Origin of the sequence: Epilithonimonas caeni DSM 17710 (assembly GCF_000426465.1) — a bacterium.
Classification (GTDB): domain Bacteria; phylum Bacteroidota; class Bacteroidia; order Flavobacteriales; family Weeksellaceae; genus Epilithonimonas; species Epilithonimonas caeni.
Genome location: NZ_KE384527.1, coordinates 1 through 17912, shown reverse-complemented (window position 1 = coordinate 17912; position 17912 = coordinate 1). Strand labels below are relative to the sequence as shown.

Sequence of the window (17912 nt, the reverse complement as noted above, 5' to 3'; positions counted from 1 at the left end):
GATGGAAAAACTCAATAACCTTGCAAAACAGATCACTTCTCTGAAACACGACATCAGAGCCGAAGTTATCGTAAACAATCTCCTCAAAAACAAAGATATTGATGAGTTGCAATATGTAATCTCGAAACAAGGCCAGTTTTCAAGAGCGTTTCGGTTTGATGTTTTGGATGCTGATGTTGCCGATTATGATTTGGATGCAACTCAAATGCTGAAGCTTGAGCTTTCAAGAGACGGTTTTTACGATATGTTGCCGGAAAATATGATTCATGTAGCGAGAAACGATGCACCGGAAAAAGATGTCGATGGAATGATTCGCGAATATCAGATTCAGAAAAAACAACAGAAAGCTGGGAGATTATTTTTTCAACCATTTGAAAACGAAATATTCAGTTATGGTGTTGAAATAGAGAGATTCGAGCAGGATTTTTTATCAGACCTCAATGGCTTTTTGGTTCCCGAGATGTTCTATGATTTTTGGGGAATAAGTAGGGATTTACCATCAATTCTAGTTTCGAAATTTATCCGAATTCTTCCTTATGCGTACAAGATTGTTGGAGATGTAGACTTAGCTTGTCAAATACTTTCTTCTTTGATTGAGGAAAAAGTTAGCATCAATAATAAAGGCTATCAGAAATACAGGGATGAAGACCAGAGCATCCATCTGGGAGAGTCCAGATTGGGATTGGAACTTATTACGGGAAACAGTTACGATGATTATTCCAGCCATTTCAATCTTCAGATTGGACCTTTGGAAAATTCCAATTTCTCAGAATATATCCACAATGGAGCGATGAAAAGGTTTGTTGACCTATTTTATGAATACTTTTTCCCGATTGAAGTAGAGATAGAAACGACTATTTTACTTTCTCAGGAAAAAGAATACTTTGAATTTACCGAACAACAAAACTCAATATTAGGCTATAACACAAGAATATGACACAATTGAAAAAATATTTCATTAATCTATTTGAACCGAAAATACTGGCGGCTGTTATTATTTTTCTGGCTTTCTGTATTATTCTCACAATGATTTTTGCTCAGAAAGTTCCGGAGTTTAAGCAGAAATATAAAGGGAAATTTTACACTTATCTTTTTTCTGTGGCTTTCATTTATTCCATCATTGCATTTTTGGGATTCAATAAGCTTTTCCAGGATAATAATCTGTACGAATTTGTCTTTTATCAGATCTGTTCGCTGGTCATTGGAATTCTGCATTGCTCGATGTACCGTACCTATTTTCAAAAATTCGGACAAAAGAATAACGGCACCGAATATCTTTTTGCATTGGTCACAATAATGTACTCTGCCATTCCTTTTATTCTGATTTTTACATTTCTCAACGGGATCGATTTTTCATTTCTGATGTTGGGACATTTCATCATGTTCTTTATCCCGACATTTCTGAATGATACCTTTAACAGGGCAATGTCAATTCCTCCCAAGATCTATAAGACCTGGCAGTTTCCGGAGAATTACAAAGACTTGGCCGGTGTGAACGATGAGGAAATGCGGGACCTTGTAGTATTCACTTTCTTGATGGACAAAGACCGCTATGCTAAAAAATACAGTGTTTATCGTGCAAAAGGACCAACAAGAGTAGATTTCGGGAGGCTGTTTTACAATTTTGTGCTAGACTACAACGAAAGGCATACAGAAGACCAGATCGAAGTAGAAGGACCAGACGGTCTCTACAGCTGGGTGTTCTTCCTGCAGCCCAAATGGTACGAATCTACCAAATACATCGATCCCGATTACACCCTTTATATGAACGGAATAGAAGAAAATAGTGTCATATTCTGTATGAGGACGAATCAGAAATTAGATGGTATTGACAGAAAACCGGACTTCGAGTATGATCAGGAAAGGGACAATAAAAGAGTGAAAAGTGAACTTGGCTCTGAACGGGTCATTGATTAAAATTGATAATCGTAATGGGACAACCTATTTTTTTTGAGATACTAAAGAACGAGTACATATCGGCAGCCATACCATATAGTGTGAATTTGTCTTTTACCCGGTATAATACGAGTATCACTTTTGATGATCAGGAAATGATGAGAGTATTCGGGGATTTTAAGAAGTCTGATCCGGACAAACCTTTGGACATCATCATCAAGCCGACCTTTGAGTATCAGGACATGAAGGTATCTGTAAAATGTGGAGATAAGGAAGTCCCGTTGGAGAAGTATAACGTGAAAGGCGTCTGGAGTAATAATTAATTAAAATATAAACAAATGATAGAAAAACTAAACCACTTCCCCGTAAACTGGATAGACGGGATGAAAATTAATAAGAACCATTTCGCAGATGTTCAGGATTTTGTGAGTGATTCGGTGAGAGATTCTGTAGGGATTCATACTTCCATGATCAATTACGGACTTTTACCTGTTAACGATTCCATAAAACTAAGCCTGATCATTGATAATCACAAGCTACTTAGAATAAAAGTAGAAGAATGTCATGCTATCACACCAAGTGGAGCAAGGATAGACATCGGAAATGGAAGTTCAGAATCCATCAACCTGTCCATCCCCTATCCGGAAGCCGCTTATGAGATAAAGGATAATGAAAGTGTGGTACTGATGGCCTGTCTTTCTGTGAACCCTTTCAAAAGAACACCTTTTGGAGAACCGGACCCGGAAGAAAACCCGCCAAGATATCCTTACACCCAACCGGAATATTCTCTGAACCTGGTTCCGGAAAGAGAACTTAAGAATACTTTAGGTTTCGGGACCGGCTATCTTACTATCGGAAAGATCTTGGTCAATGCTGCAGAGTCCAGAATTGATGATGATTACATTCCGCCTTGTGTGAGTGTTTCAAGCTCTAAGAAATTGCAGGACCTCTACGTGGAGATTGACCGGTTTTATGGACAGGTCGAATTGTATGCTGTGCAGATCGAGCAAAAGATCCATGTGAAGAAGCAGAACAATTCTCTGGCAGTGATGATGGGGCTGATGGCAGATAAAACCCTGAATTATCTTGGTCAGGAAATCAACAGATTCAGATGGCTTTCTCCGCACACGCCGCCGGTCAATATGTTGCTGTCTGTGGTTGCTCTAGCGAGGATTTTGAAAAACTTTATCGATGCGCGTTCCGGAGCAGGAAAAGAAGAATTGCTGAATTATTTTGCCGAATGGTGCAACGTAAGCCAGGGAAGTTTCGAAACGATTTTTACAGAAACGATCAACACACATTACAACCATGATCAGGTAGATGTGGCGATCTCTAAAGTCAAGATTTTTATGAAGACCCTTGAGGAGCTTTACTCAGTTCTCAACAGGTTGGATTATATCGGTAAAAAACGTGACGGAAGTATCTTCGTTTCAGAAAATACCGACGACAGAGATACAGTGTTGCATGCTAAACGAAGCCGAACATTCCTTGCAGATTAAAAACATCAATGATAATTTATAAATGATAATTGATGGCATCGTTCATCATTTATCAATCATCAATAATACTTATTAAAATATATGGAAGTCCTTAATAGAAGAGAACGATCAAGAGCATTTTCCTTTTTCGTCCTGTTTTTTGTCATTACTGTCATTGTCCTGTTGGTTGCGGTATTCTTTAACGCTTATTTCCCCTTCAAGGAAAACAGTTTGCTGAAAATTGAAAATGCTAAAATGAAAAGAGAAATGGAAACCCAGGACAGGTTTTCGTTCCAGTTGGAAAAAGTGAAAGCTGCTGTGGACTCCATAGGTGTGCCGGGACAGAACGATTTTTTCAATGAAAAGTTATCATTGTCTATCCTTGCTGATATGTACAAACAGCTTCCGAAGGATACTTTGAAAAATAAAGTGATGTATAATAATACGATCATGACCTTCAAAGACCTTGTGGATGCTAAAAAGCAGATCAAACAATTATCCGGAAATCAAATGACAATGGATAGTTTGAGTACGATCAACAAGACCTTGAAAGAAGAGTATGACAAGATCAAAACAGACCTGGATGTTTGCCGCCAATTGTATCAGGTTCAATAATGGAGAAAATGAAAAATTCAATATTCATTCTTTTTATTGTCCTTCTAGGAATTCCCTGTGCAAATGCTCAGGAGAAACCCGTTTCAGACAATGCAGAGTTGTCTTATGCAAGCGCTGATTGCGGGATTATTCAGACGAAACAAAAGTTGGATAAAAAGCCATTTGCGAGTACAACACCTTTGTATCTGCGAGTCAATAATAGCGACTATGTTTATGCGACATTGCAACTGGGGAAGAGGAAAAATAAAGTCTTTATGTACATCCAGATTCTAGATAAAAATATATGTGTGAAAAAAGATAAGGTTTTAGATGTCTTTTTTAAAACAGGAGAAGTAGTCACTTATAAGAATAATTTTTCTCTGAACTGTGATGGTTTTTTTGCCAGACAACTTACCAGAAAAGAATTTGCCAAGCTGAGACTGAATGATATCAGCCTGATCAAATTATATACCTACAAAAAGAACTATGAATTATATGTAAGTGAAGTTCAAAATATGGATATCGATAATCAACTGGATTGCTTGTCTGCATATAAGATCAAGAAAACCGATGAAGTAAAAATCAAAAAGAAGAAAAAAAATGAGCCCGCTTCCTGAACTTGATCTTAACCTTGGAATGTCCAAAAACTCTTCATCTGCAGATGATAGGGAAGAAATTGTGGTGCGGACAGATTCCGGACTTCGTAAACATACCATTTCTATGATTATTTCTGATCAGGAAGTGGGAAAAGTTCGTTTGAAGACCAATAACAAAGAGGTGGAAGTTCCCACTTATAAATTGACCGTAACTGATGATAAAACCAATGAGACAGAAGCTTATCAGGTAACACGCGATGTATTGAGTTTTGCAAAAAAGACTACGAGGAAGAGCTTTTTATCTTTCCTGGGAATCAAACGTTTTGATAAGACCTCTTACTTGTATGAGAATATTGCTTTTGAGCCACTTTTGGAAAGCATTGAAAAATTTGATATTTCCCGACATAGAAAACTGTCGCAGGATCAGTTGACCTATCAGTTGTCAGGATATGGACAAAATGTAATGCTCTATTCTGGAAATATTAATGAATTTGAAAAACCGCACGATGTATCACAATACTTTCTGATTATTGATAATAATGATGGCAGAAGCTTTATCGGAGATATCCTGTACCGGGAAAAATTTCTGAAGCTGACCCCGAAAGTAGAATTACAGATCATCAGAAGAAACAAAGTTGTGAAAAATTTTGAATATGATGATAAAGGTAATATCAAGAAGTTGATCTATTTGTAGACTAAAATCAAAAGCACAATGAAAGGCATATACTATAAAATACCAATGGATTTCGAAACCGTGATCAATAAAAAGGATGCTGAAAAGATCTCTATCGATCATTCTATAAGTCAGCAGATTTTCTTGATTTCTACAACGGCTTTGGGAGAATGTAAGTTTGATGAAACTTTCGGAACGGAAATCTGGGAAATGGATTTTGACCTTCTTAAAACCGATAACAGCTTAAAGGAATTCATTGTAACTGCAATGAAGAAAGCCATTGTGATGTATGAGAAGAGATTGCTTTTGGAAGATGTGGAAGTTTCTGTTAAAGATCATAATCTTGGCACTTTCGGGAAAAGAAGAATGAAGAAGAGGGTAGTGATTTCAGTGAAAGGACAAGTTTTGGAAACCAACAGGCCTTTCCTTTTTCAGAACTCATTTTTTGTAGGACCTCTTTCATATTAAAAATAAAAACAAAAATACAAATGAACCAGGAACGAATAAAAGATAGGATATTAAGAAGAGCCGCCAGACTTTGGGGATATAACGAATTGGAAGCGGAAACCTCCTTTGACCCGATTGTGGGTCTTCTACTTTCTGCAACGGCTTCAGAACTTGAGAAACTGGGTTTTGAGTTGGAAAGTTCGCGGTCGCGGATCATAGAAAGGATTCTTGAAATAATGTTTCCGGAAGAAGTTTCCGGAGTTATTCCTTCAAGGTCATTGATCCAGGTTTTTCCTTTGGAGAATCATTTTACGATATCCTTGAAAAATCATTTTAAAACAAGCAAACGGATTCATAATGTATTCAATCCGACGGAAAGTAGCAGCAAAGATGTGTTCTTCTGTCCAACTATTGAGGTGAAACTGACCACCGCAAAAATCGAATATATTGCATTTGGAAATACCCTAAATCGTGTAGAAAGCTTCTTCTTTACGGATTTACTGTCAAAAGGAGAACAATATATTCCGTCTGGAGAGATGTGGGTGGGAATCCGTTGTAAAGAAAACTCAGACCTTGAGAATCTGATGTTTTATATTGATATTAACAATAATTATCAGAAAGAACTCTTTTTTTATTACCTAAAACAGGCGAAGGTCTACTTTGGTAAAAAAGAGTTTTCATTGCAGGAAGGATATAATGTAGATCAGAAGAACATTGACCTTGAAAGTATCATTACCAAAAACTATTCGGATCTTGAGCACGTTTATACTGATGTCAATCAATACTATTCCTCGAATTTTTTCACTTTAAGGGAAAAACTTTCGCACGTTGATAAACCCCGGAAAGAAGAATTATTTGAAAAATATTTTCAAAATAATAGGCTTTCTGAAGATCAGGATGTTGTTTGGCTGAAGTTCAAATTTTCGGAAGCGGTCGTGAGTGAAGTTCTGGAAAATGTGAGCATTACCCTCAACTGTATTCCAGTACTTAATATCCATAATGTGACATCTTATCACAGAGTGACGGGAAGGCTTAATATCATTCCGATAAAATCTGATGACAGTTTTCTGGATCTGGATTATGTTTCGGATGATAGAGGAAGAAGGTTCGATGTTAAAAATTATGCTGCTGAGAATAATGGGATCTCTGCTGTTTTAAGGAAAGGCGGTGTTTCACGATTTGACCAGAGAGGAGCTTCGGAACTTCTGCAATATCTTTTAGAGTTGATCAAAGATGAAACGGCTGCTTTTTCCGGTATAGGTGCGGATTCCACAAAAGAAACATTAAGGCAGATCAATCAAAATGTGGCGGCACTTCATCAATTAGCGAAAGAGAAAAGTTTCTCGCAAACTAATAATCCATATTTGGTAATCGCTTCGGACTCTCAAGATTCTGAGATTGGCTGTAATATTTCTTATTGGTTGACTTTGGCAGAAGAAGGAAATGATATTAAACAAGGCACTGTTTTGACCGTAGAGGGTTCCAACGTTTCTGCTTTGGATAAAACGGCAATAATGATCAAACCATCAACAGCAGGCAGGAAAAGCCTATCGCCACAGGATAAAATTTTAGAATACAGGAATTCTTTGCTTACAAGAGGAAGAATAGTGACCGTTGCGGACATAAAAGTTTTCGGATTGAATCATTTCAAAAATACAATAAAAAGGATTGAGGTCTCAAAAGGAACCAAAAAAGAGGTGTCTTTAAAAGGCGGATTCAGCAGAACTATTGATATTACCTTGGTCAGAAATTCTGAGGAAAAAGAATCGATCAAAGATTCTGAATGGGAGTATCTATGTGAAAGCTTCCTGCTTAAACTGAAAAATGCTTCAGCAAACATCTATCCATACCGGATTTTTCAAAAATAGAAATATCACTTATAAAAAGTTGATGATATTAATTAAAAACAATTATTAACCCTTTAAAAAAAGACACTTATGTTGACAAACAAAGGAATTGGTGGGAATGAAGTTCCACTGGACGCAAGTGAGGCGATCTTCGAGATCCCTCAAAACAGAACGCTTTTAGCGCAAAAATTAACGGCGGACGATCCTGTAAAGCCAGAATTGGTAGAAGGATTGAACACCATCGAGAAAGTTTTTGAGCATTTCAAACCAGAGATCAAAGTTGATTTCGAAGATGCGCAGGGATCTGTCAAAATGGAAAACCTGAAATTCAAAAACCTAGGTGATTTTGGTACCAAAGGAATCACTGGACAAAGCGGATTTTTGAGTGGGCTGGAAACGGAAAAAGACCAGTACCAGAAGATCATCAAACAATTGAAAACAAACAAGATCCTGAAAACTGCTCTCGAAGATCCTGACGCAAAAAAAGGATTACTGGACACACTTCAGTCATTAATCAAAGAATTAGAAAGTAACACAACCAACAACAATTAAAAAAACACAGATCATGGCAAAACCAGAAGAATCAGTACAGGCAACTGCCACACAAGTACTGGAACAAAGAAAAGGATCGGCATCTTTAGAAAGCAGCCTTAATAAATTGGCTAGATACGGAGGGTTCGATTTATTGGAAACTTCGATTGAAGGAGTGCAAAACATCAATCCTGACCGAAAGGCAAGAAGAAAGATTTTCCTTACCGAACTGGGAAAAGAAAAAGAAAGAGAAACGCTTAAGAAAACTCTTGAGCTTTGGGCAAGTGTGATCAGTAAAAATGATTCATTGACCGATATGGTTGCGAATTGTGAAGATCAGAGAAAATCTTCTGAGGACCTGCTTTCCAAAAATCTTTCAAAAGCTGTAGATGTCACCAGGGAGTTAGAGGCAAACTATAGAACAGCTGCTTTATTCTACAAGAATACGGAAACCGATAAAGTGAAAAACATCACTATTGTCAATGCAAACCTTGAGCAGTTGAAAGATCTGGATAACACAAGATTTATTGATACGATCCATGCCGAACTTTCTGACAACTATGACAGGTTGGACCTTAAGAACAATTACGGGATCTTAGTCATTCCAGGATATTTGGGTTCTAACAAAGTAGTTGAAAAATGGGCAAAACTGGCTCATGAAAACAAAGTGATGTTGGTAACAGATTTTGAACATCTTGATGAACCGGATGATGTTATGGAAATGTTCGATCAGGCTTATTTGACTGGTGGTGATGTTTACAGAGCCAATGTTCTGATGACCTGCAACTGGTTGGTCGGAAGAGGAAGGTTCGAAGATATCAACGAAACTGAAGATCTGTTCATTCCGCCTTCTGCAGCTTTGGCAGGGAAAATCTATCATACATTGATGTCTCAGGTTACTGCAGGTAAAAAATTTGGAGGGATCAATGAAGTTGATGGTGTGAAATTCGACTTGAAGAAAAGCGAAATTGCCAATCTTGAAAACCTTGGACTGATCCCGATGGTAAATGAGTACGGAAAAGTAATGGCATTCTCAGGCAAAACTTTATTCAACGGAGATAACCTGGGGCTTCAGACTTATTCTGTAGTAAGGGTTTTTGATTATGTGACCAAAGTTTTGATGGATTTTTTGAACAGAAGGGCCTTTGAAAACTTCACTGCTGTTACAAGAAAAGAGATCATGAATCAAATTGTGCGTTTCTTGGATAGTATCACAGGTCCCGGTAAATTGATCGAGAACTTTGAGATCAGAAAATTTGAGCAGGATCCTGTGCAAAAGGACAGAATTCATCTTGATATTCATATGAAGCCATACTTCCCTGCGAAGAACTTCCTGATCAAAATGGATGGTCACAAAGGAGATGATGGTAACGAATGGGAGACTGAATACGAGCAAAAGTAATCTTTTATCCTTGGTATTAGAAGCGCGAAATGTAATTTTCGCGCTTTTTTATTTATGGTTTTGGATAATTTGATAATAAAGTGCAGATTTTTATTCACAATGATATTACAATTATGTAAAGTTTATTTCAAAATTCCACTCCATTTTAATTTTTTGATAAAATAATTCATAAAGTTTAATTGATGTGAAAGAATACAAATAAAAAGATTATTGATATTAAATCATTAAAAATAAAGAGATATTATTAAGTTCGTTAATTATTAATAATTTAATATTATGATTGTTTTAATTTGTTTATTTATGTATTTAATGTTATTTATTTGAATTTAACATAATAAAATAATTGAAAATTTATAAAATTATTATTTGTTTTGATTGGAATAATTTATAGATTTGACAAGAATATATTCCCTAGTTGGTCATTGTAAAAAATATATATTTTATGAATACAGAGGATATATTTCCATTATTGGTGTTATTAGATATTTAACCTAAAATATATTTATTATGTCATTTAAAGCAAAATTCAAAGCCGCTGGTATCGAGCGCAACATCTTATCTGTAGATTTCGGAATGCTACAGGAAACAGACCCGACGGGAAGACCATCTTCCATCGCAAGAGGCGGGAAAATCCACTTAACAGTTGAAGGGACAGGGGCTACGGACCTTTTCGAATGGATGACCAATTCGTTCGAAAGAAAGGATGGTAGTGTTGTCTTTATCAAAAGAGATAGTGATGCTACCTTGAAGGAATTAAAGTTCAAAGAAGCTTATATTGTAAAGTATAAGGAAGATTTTGATTCCACAGGGGAAAATCCACTTACCGAAACCTTCGTACTATCTGCCAAGGAAATTGAAATGGGCAATGCTTCCCACAGAAACGAGTGGGTGTAAATTCTCCATTCAAAAAAACATTTTACTTTCACCGGCTCAAATCCTATGATGATTTATCATCAATTGACAGGTGTAGAATTTTTATTCTAAAAATACAGATGAAAAAATATTTAATCAATTAACACATTTAATAAAAAAAATTATGTCATTTAAAGCAAAATTCAAAGTAGCAGGAAAAGAGTTCACTGCTCTTAACGTAAGCTACGGATTATTTCAGGAAACAGATGCAACAGGAAGACCATCAACAGTAACAAGAGGGGGGAAGATCGATGTTGTGGTAGAAGGGACAAATTCTACAGAACTTTTTGAATGGATGACCAATTCATTTGAGAGAAAGGATGGAAGTATCGTATTCTTCAAAAGAGACAGTGATGCTACGCTTAAAGAATTGAAATTCACAGAAGGATACCTGGTGAAGCACAAAGAGAATTTTGATTCTACCGGAGAAAATCCTCTGACGGAAACCTTTACGATCTCTGCAAGAAAAATAGAAATGGGGAGCGGCGCTTATGAGAATGAGTGGCCAGGTTCTTTGTAGATAAAAAGTAATGGGCAATATCATATTGCCCATTTTTGTCTTTTATCAATTAGACACTAATTAATGGAGAAAGTGGTGAAAAATCAAAACGGGGATTCAATTTTGTCCTGCTGTTTTTTTCGCCATCATCATTCATAACTAATCATTCATAATTATAAAACGTATGTCCTTTTTATCAAAATTAGAATTAGACGGCAATGTCTATAATATTTTAGAATGCAGATACAGCTTTACCCAGGCTACAGACGGGACCGGAAAACCGCAGGGAATGCCCCAGGGCGGGGAGATCTTCATCCGTATAGAGAGCACGGGAAATCCTGAGCTCCTGGGGTGGATGCTTGACCATAACCAAACCAAGAACGGAACTGTAACGTTTTTCAGAAGAGATGCTATGAGCAAGCTTCAGGAACTTACATTTGAAAAAGCTTATTGTATTAAGTTTTCCGAACATTTTAACTCGGTAAATGCTGAACCTTTACAGATCGAAATGCATCTGATTGCCAAGAAATTTGATGTCAACGGTGCCACTCACATAAAATCGTGGAAAGAATAGTATTTCTATTTTTTGATGAATTACCACAGTTTTAATAATCATTATAAAAACACACAATGATATGTCCAAAAGAATATATTCCGATGAAATGCTTAATGATTTTCAGCAAGGCCCGGATGCGATGAGCAACGGTAGGCTGAACCATCCAGATGATATTAAAAAATATTTCTCCTCCAAAACTTTCAAGGATTTTTTGACAGACAAAGACAGTCCGCTTGTTTATTGCACATTGACACTAGATGGGAAACCCTTTCTTGACAAGTCGGGATTTTCTCTGCATCTCGATCAGAAGACCAATGACCACGACAGTTTCACCATAACTGTTCCGGATGATGCATTGGACAGTTTCCAGGGTTATGTGATGGAGAATTCCAAAAATATCCTTGGTAAGGACATCACCATCAACCTTCATCGTTTTGGAGAGGTCAGGAATATCTTTTCCGGAATCATCACAAACATCCGAAACAAAAAAGAGAATGGCTATGGTAAGCTTTTTATCACAGGTTCTGCGCCAAGCATTCTTTTGGAAAACGGGAAAGACTGCCAGAGTTTTGAAGACAAGACCCTGGAGCAGATCATAAAAGAAGTTACTTCAGAATATCCTGAGATGGCAAAAGTCCTGGTGGAAAATACCAATACGAAATATTCTCTTCCTTACACAGTACAATACAAAGAATCCGACTATCACTTCATCAAAAGGCTGGCATCGAGATACGGAGAGTATTTTTATTACAATGGGCAGCAGATGGTGTTTGGTAATAAAGTACAGGCGATAGTTACTTTAGAAGAAAATATAGACCTGATAGATGTTGAACTGGAAATGAACATCAAGCCGCAAGAGTTCAACTATCATATGTATGATGTACAAGCGGGAAGCAAAGTTGAGAAAGCAGGTTCGTCTTCACAGGTACAATACAAGGAAAATCCTTTTCAGGCAATTGCGGTCAATGCATCCAAAAATGTCTATAAAAAGACCCCAGATATGCTGTTCAATCATACCGGGATATCTGACGATAGCGAGCAGGAACTGAAAGAAGCAGCAAGAAGGGAAAAGGAGAACAGAGAAAACCTGGTCCAGATAAAAGGCAAAAGCAAAGACCCTGAACTCAAAATAGGCGGAAGGGCAAAGCTTGTCGATATCAATGGTAAGGCAATGGAAACCTACCGCATTACCGCTATCGCACATTACCACGATGGCAATACCTATTACAACGAATTTGTGGGAATCCCCGATCTGTTCAATGCGCCATATCAGGACAATGAGGCTATACCGATGGGCGAAGAGCAGCCCGCAAGAGTAATAGATAATGATGACCCGAGCGGAATGGGAAGAGTGAGGGTACAATTTCCTTGGCAGGAGGAAAAAAACCAAATGACACCTTGGATACGATTGATACAGCCCCACTCTGGCAGTGGTAAAGGGTTCCACTTTATTCCTGAAATTGGCGAAGAAGTTTTGGTAGGTTTTGAATCTCAGAATGCTGAGAAACCTTTTGTAATAGGAACACATTACAATGGCAGTGAAACAAGCGGATATGCTACTTCCGACAACAGTATAAAAGCAATCCACACAAGAAGCGGACATATCGTAAAGTTTACAGAAGATGAAAGTATTATCATCACCGATAAATCTGGAAATATTATAGAATTCGATACGGTGGGAAGTAATATTACTGTAACTGCGCCTGAAACAATGACATTTAATTGTAAAAATATGAACATTAATGTTTCTGAAAATATGAATACTTCCGTAGGTATGAATAAGATTAATTCTGTGGGTATGAATATAACTGAAATAGCAGGGATGAATATTTTTCAGAATGCAACACTGGATTATTCTTTAAACGCAACTAATATTAGCAAAATTGCAAGTGAAACCTATTCTTATGAAGCCAATGATATTCATAAAAGTGCTTTGGAAAATATAGATGTTGCTGCTGGACTTGATTACATTCAGAATAGTGAAGAAACTATACATAATCTTTCCGGAGAACAAGGACATAACGCATAAAACTTTAGCTATGGCTGAACAGGAAAAAAAAGGAAAGATTACCATCGTTGCCAAAAATATAAAAGGGAGTGCAAAGGGAAAGATTCTTGAAGAAAGCAAACAAACAAAAAATGTAGTCGAGGGGAAGTTTTATCAAGATGGCAAGAAGGGAGGAGTTAATAATGATAAAAAGAGAGACAGAAGTTTTCCTCCTTCGGTAATATCTTATTTTATATTTATAGATTCCGAAAGTAATACTCCTATTAATGGATTAGAAATAATTATTAAAGATAAGGATGGAAATATTATTAAACAACAAACCAATAATAAAGGAATCATTGGTTTAAGTCGAAATTACAAAGCTCCATTTACTTTGCTTAATAGCAGACATAAAGAAGTTGATAAACCTTCAAAAGAGGCTCAAATAAAAGCAAAATATAGTTATTCAGATTGTTTTACTTTTAAAAAATATGAAGAAAAAGAACCTTCATATGTAACAAGCCTAAAAAAAATAAATTCTGTAAAAACAAGTAAGGTTTTGCTACCTCATGCAAAATTAGAGGTCATATCAGGCGATACATTGGAACAATACTTATCAGCCTCAGGAGCAAAAAACTTTGACAAAATAAATAAAACAGGATATATTTATGATTTTAACTGGAAATTCCCGGTTAAGGATTCTTACTACGATTTTGATTTTGGTGAGGAAGGAGTCGTATATATTCCAAATCAGGATTACGACATTAAAAATCTAAAAGACAATAAATGTCATATTTTTTATCTTACACATTATAGCCGTACCTCATTAGGTCAAAAAATAATTAAAGATTTGAATATAGTTAAGAGGAGTGTTTGGAGTGATCATTCAATGGAAAATTTTGATATTATAGATCCAAAAAAAATAAATTCTAAAAGGAGTAAAATTGAATTTGATTGGGGGTATAATACAATTGTCCTTCATAACTCTGGAAATGGTATGGAACCAACAATTCAAAAATTATATAACAAGCATGTTGTGGAAAATGGATGGGAAGATATCGGTTATCATTATCTTATAGGTAGAAAAAGTAAGTCAGAAAGCAATATATATGAAGGACGACCATTAGTGTTTAAAGGGTCACATGGGTCAAAATACAACTCAAAAAAAATAGGAATATTGATTGAAGGAGATTTTGAGTATCAATGGTGGGATAAGGATGATGATTTGGAAAATGAACAGATTAAACTACTCGCTAAACTAATTTATAAGTTGAAAACTGAAATTCCTACAATTAAAAATCTTGTTGGTCACTCGGATGTATTAGGTAAAAAAAAGGATGATGGTTGTCCAGGAGAAATTATTCATAAAGTTATGGATGTATTTAGGGAAAATTTTGGTTTGTCAAATAAAATTATTAATGAATAAGAAGAAAACCATAAGAATAATTTTAATAATTATCTTACTCTTGATTTTTGTAAAGGGATTTATGGGAATAGTAAGATATTCTGATGATCCAACCGTTTCATTAGCATTGAAGTTTAATCCTTTTTCGGATAATGTAATACATCACCAAATTTTATTAGATTCTACATCTCAATATATTGTAATAGCATCTGATGAAAATGAGATCATTGGAGAAAAAATATTTTTAGCAATTTTTAATTTAAATTTCTTTTTCTTAATTATAGCATTTTTACTATTGTATTATACATTTCAGAAAAAAAGATAATGAAATTAAAATATTTTATCCTTTTACCCTTATTTTGGTTTTTTATTCATTCCATATACATAATTTGGGATGGATTCAATGATAAAGGTCAAACTGCTGATATAGCAGTGGTTTTCGGTAACAAGGTTAACATAGATGGCTCTTTGTCAGAAAGATTGAAAGCAAGGTTAGATCAAAGTATTGCAATATATAAAACAGGTCGTGTGGAGAAGATTCTAGTTAGTGGAGGGTATGGCAAAGAAGGTTTTTGGGAGGGATCAGAAATGAAAAAATATCTGATTGAAAATAAAATTCCTTCAGAAAAAATACTTGTTGATAATTTTGGGGATGATACCGAAAAAACAGTTGTGAATACAATTAAAATAATGGATAGCTTACATTATAAAAAATTAATTTCGGTTTCTCAATATTATCATCAAAGCAGGATTAAAAAATTTTTTAGAGAACATTTATTTTATAATGTATATACATCTAGCCCAAGATATTTTGAAATGAGAGACTTCTATTCAGTATTTAGAGAGTTTTTCGCATTTTATTTTGGATAATTAAATCTGAAGAATGAGGCATTTTGGAATCCCAATGGAGCGTTTTTAGATTCTCTAGGAGGGCTTCTTCAAAGTGGTATGTTTATATTTGAAAAGGGGAAATCACCAGTAAAGCAATAGTTATGTATTATAATAGAATTCTAATATTTAGTATTATATTTTTCGTAGCCGTATTCTCTACGATTTATTTGGGAATGCATTTTTCATCCAATCAAGTATCATCCTCTTGTTTAGAATGTTCTTATCCCAAAGATGTATTCTTTTTGTCAGTTTTTTCATTATTAATAGTTCCTTTTATATTAATTATACTAATTAAGCTTGGTGTGAAAAAAAAATTATTTTCTTGGTTAGTTACACTAATATATATAATGTTTGTACTCTTTAGTAGTTTTAATTTATTTACTGACAGAATATCTTCTTGGAGTTCATATAGTACTCAAGATGCATTGTTAGCTACCTTATTTGAATCATATATATACATAATAGCAGGTAGTATTATCATATTTTTTATTTTCTATAAGACACACATATTTTTAGTAGAAAAGAAAAACAAATGAACATAAGCATATCTACATATCAGGTAAAAAGAGGAGATACTTTGGAGTCCGTTGCAGGGCAATTGGGAATTTCGGCAGAGGCACTGAAACGTTATCACAATACTTATTGCGATTTGAAGAGTCTCATAGGGAATGATCTTAGAGGAGTTCATGAAATTCTGATTCCTTCACCTGAAAAAATTGCAGAACTTAAAGAAAACCAAAAGCAAATATCTTTAAGCAACAGTCTTCCTTCTTTCCATTTGAATAAAAATTTTTATGCTTTAAACTATGAAGCAACGGAACGATTTGAACAACTGGATAAAGAAGATTTAGTAATTGATTATTCCGTTTCTGTAAAGCTCCAAGAAACTGAGGGTAAAGGTTTTATTTCCGAAGTAAAAGCCACGGAATACAAAAAAAATGGTGAGAAGCCAAACGATAAAATCAGCAACCTTTCTTTAGGATGTATGGAGAGTATCTCTCCGCTTACATTTATAGTTCCGGTACAGGGAAAGATAAAAGGGTTTTACGACCATAAAGCTCTTATCAAAAAATTTGAAAGTAAAAGACCAGATTTAGAAGACTTTTTTATTGGAGAAGTCAGTAGAACCTATCTGAATAATTTTCATTCAGGCATTAAGAATGAAAATTATTTGTTAAAACAATTTCAATCCGCATTGTTGTATCAAATTTTATTTCCCGAAATGGATTGGTTTCATAGAAAAAAAGAGTGGGAGCAAAGTTTTTTTGTTGTTCCCAATTCATTTTCGGTAAAATGCCTGTTTCATACTGAATATAATTTTGAAAATCCCTATGATGTAGAAATTATCATTAAAGGTAAAATAGAAGAAAGTTGCAGTTTACAGGAATTATTGAGACGAATGAAATTTGAAGAACTTCCAGAAGATAAAGTAACAGGTGAAATAGAATTACGTTATACTACCTCCAAAGAGACCAGGCAATTAAAGAACATAGAGGCAAGCATTATACTTTTGCATCAGGAAGAATTGTATCGGAAGCAGAGTCTATTGCTTAGGGCAAAAGAAGAGAATCAGGTAAGAAAATTCAGCACATTATTAGATTAAAAAACCGATGAAAAAATACATTGTACAGAAAGGAGATACTTTGGACTCCATTGCAGAGCAATTTGGAGTAAAAGACGGACAGACTCTCCGCTCCTATCATAATATTTATTGTCCGTTAGATGATTTACTGGGACATGATGTTGTTCCTGGAAAAGAACTTTTAGTTCCTGAAGATTCTCAATATCTGAAAGATGATGATGAAGTAACCGATTCTATTAACGGTTATGACGATGAAGCTGAAGAAACTGTAGAAGTTTCAGAAGAACAGAAGGAAGAATCTCAAGAAGAAAAAAAAGAAGATCAGAAAAAAGAACAGCAATCCGAAAGCAGTTCCAGTGAACACGATGGTAAATATTTCGTGATACAAAAAGGAATGTGCCAATGCAACCAAGGCTTTAAGTTTCCAAAATTTAAAGTAACCAGCCATCAGAAACATTATTGGAATGATTCTGATGGGCAGGCAGATCATCTTGCCGTAACGGAAGATGATCTGACACTTGACCCACCTGCAATGCCTTTTGGAAATTGTAAACTAAAGCCTTCTTCGGGAGGATACTTGCCTTGTGCTTTTGCACCGGCAGGAAAATGGACAAAG

General features: G+C 35.4%; 20 protein-coding genes. All 20 read left to right on the top strand.

Annotated elements, in window-relative coordinates:
* Position 1: 1 nt before the first annotated feature.
* Positions 2–937 carry a type VI secretion system baseplate subunit TssG gene (locus K319_RS0115095; protein WP_027384347.1) on the top strand — a complete coding sequence of 312 codons (936 nt, stop codon included), beginning with the start codon at positions 2–4 and terminating at the stop codon, positions 935–937.
* Positions 934–1917 carry a TssN family type VI secretion system protein gene (locus tag K319_RS0115090; protein ID WP_027384346.1) on the top strand — a complete coding sequence of 328 codons (984 nt, stop codon included), beginning with the start codon at positions 934–936 and terminating at the stop codon, positions 1915–1917. The genes K319_RS0115095 and K319_RS0115090 overlap by 4 nt, the downstream gene beginning before the upstream one ends.
* A gap of 14 nt (positions 1918–1931) precedes the next feature.
* Entirely contained in the window at positions 1932–2219 is a 288-nt protein-coding gene (locus K319_RS0115085; protein ID WP_027384345.1) for a hypothetical protein, read from the top strand.
* Between the two features lie 15 nt (positions 2220–2234).
* The gene (locus K319_RS0115080) at positions 2235–3395 is read left to right on the top strand and encodes a hypothetical protein (protein ID WP_027384344.1); all 1161 of its coding nucleotides are present in this window, start codon (positions 2235–2237) and stop codon (positions 3393–3395) included.
* A gap of 81 nt (positions 3396–3476) precedes the next feature.
* A complete protein-coding gene (gene tssO, locus K319_RS0115075; RefSeq protein ID WP_027384343.1) occupies positions 3477–3989 on the top strand; it encodes a type VI secretion system TssO in 513 nt (170 codons plus the stop codon).
* Between the two features lie 8 nt (positions 3990–3997).
* Entirely contained in the window at positions 3998–4585 is a 588-nt protein-coding gene (locus K319_RS20580) for a hypothetical protein (protein WP_156907112.1), read from the top strand.
* Positions 4569–5258 carry a hypothetical protein gene (locus K319_RS0115065; RefSeq protein WP_027384342.1) on the top strand — a complete coding sequence of 230 codons (690 nt, stop codon included), beginning with the start codon at positions 4569–4571 and terminating at the stop codon, positions 5256–5258. The genes K319_RS20580 and K319_RS0115065 overlap by 17 nt, the downstream gene beginning before the upstream one ends.
* Positions 5259–5276: 18 nt before the next feature.
* Entirely contained in the window at positions 5277–5705 is a 429-nt protein-coding gene (locus tag K319_RS0115060; RefSeq protein WP_027384341.1) for a GPW/gp25 family protein, read from the top strand.
* 20 nt (positions 5706–5725) lie between these two features.
* Positions 5726–7552 (top strand): type VI secretion system baseplate subunit TssF, encoded by a 1827-nt coding sequence (locus tag K319_RS0115055; protein WP_027384340.1) that lies wholly within the window; start codon positions 5726–5728, stop codon positions 7550–7552.
* 69 nt (positions 7553–7621) lie between these two features.
* Positions 7622–8083 carry a hypothetical protein gene (locus K319_RS0115050; RefSeq protein ID WP_027384339.1) on the top strand — a complete coding sequence of 154 codons (462 nt, stop codon included), beginning with the start codon at positions 7622–7624 and terminating at the stop codon, positions 8081–8083.
* Positions 8084–8096: 13 nt separating this feature from the next.
* A complete protein-coding gene (locus K319_RS0115045; protein ID WP_027384338.1) occupies positions 8097–9464 on the top strand; it encodes a DUF5458 family protein in 1368 nt (455 codons plus the stop codon).
* A gap of 507 nt (positions 9465–9971) precedes the next feature.
* Complete coding sequence (gene tssD, locus K319_RS0115040; RefSeq protein ID WP_027384337.1) at positions 9972–10358, top strand: type VI secretion system tube protein TssD; 387 nt, start codon at positions 9972–9974, stop codon at positions 10356–10358.
* A gap of 142 nt (positions 10359–10500) precedes the next feature.
* Complete coding sequence (gene tssD, locus K319_RS0115035) at positions 10501–10896, top strand: type VI secretion system tube protein TssD (protein WP_027384336.1); 396 nt, start codon at positions 10501–10503, stop codon at positions 10894–10896.
* 163 nt (positions 10897–11059) lie between these two features.
* Entirely contained in the window at positions 11060–11449 is a 390-nt protein-coding gene (gene tssD / locus K319_RS0115030) for a type VI secretion system tube protein TssD (RefSeq protein WP_027384335.1), read from the top strand.
* A gap of 61 nt (positions 11450–11510) precedes the next feature.
* Positions 11511–13460: a type VI secretion system Vgr family protein gene (locus K319_RS0115025; RefSeq protein ID WP_051230738.1), complete on the top strand. Its 1950-nt coding sequence runs from the start codon at positions 11511–11513 to the stop codon at positions 13458–13460.
* 10 nt (positions 13461–13470) lie between these two features.
* Complete coding sequence (locus K319_RS0115020) at positions 13471–14844, top strand: peptidoglycan recognition protein family protein (protein WP_169712676.1); 1374 nt, start codon at positions 13471–13473, stop codon at positions 14842–14844.
* Positions 14837–15148 (top strand): hypothetical protein, encoded by a 312-nt coding sequence (locus K319_RS0115015; protein ID WP_027384332.1) that lies wholly within the window; start codon positions 14837–14839, stop codon positions 15146–15148. Before K319_RS0115020 ends, K319_RS0115015 begins: the two co-directional genes overlap by 8 nt.
* On the top strand, positions 15148–15693 hold the full coding sequence (locus K319_RS0115010) for a YdcF family protein (protein WP_027384331.1): 546 nt from the start codon (positions 15148–15150) through the stop codon (positions 15691–15693). The genes K319_RS0115015 and K319_RS0115010 overlap by 1 nt, the downstream gene beginning before the upstream one ends.
* A 553-nt stretch (positions 15694–16246) precedes the next feature.
* Positions 16247–17317, top strand: coding sequence for a LysM peptidoglycan-binding domain-containing protein (locus K319_RS21150; protein WP_027384329.1), 1071 nt, complete (start codon positions 16247–16249; stop codon positions 17315–17317).
* Positions 17318–17324: 7 nt separating this feature from the next.
* Positions 17325–17912: LysM peptidoglycan-binding domain-containing protein (locus K319_RS0114995; protein ID WP_027384328.1), on the top strand; the 588-nt coding region annotated here is incomplete at its 3' end.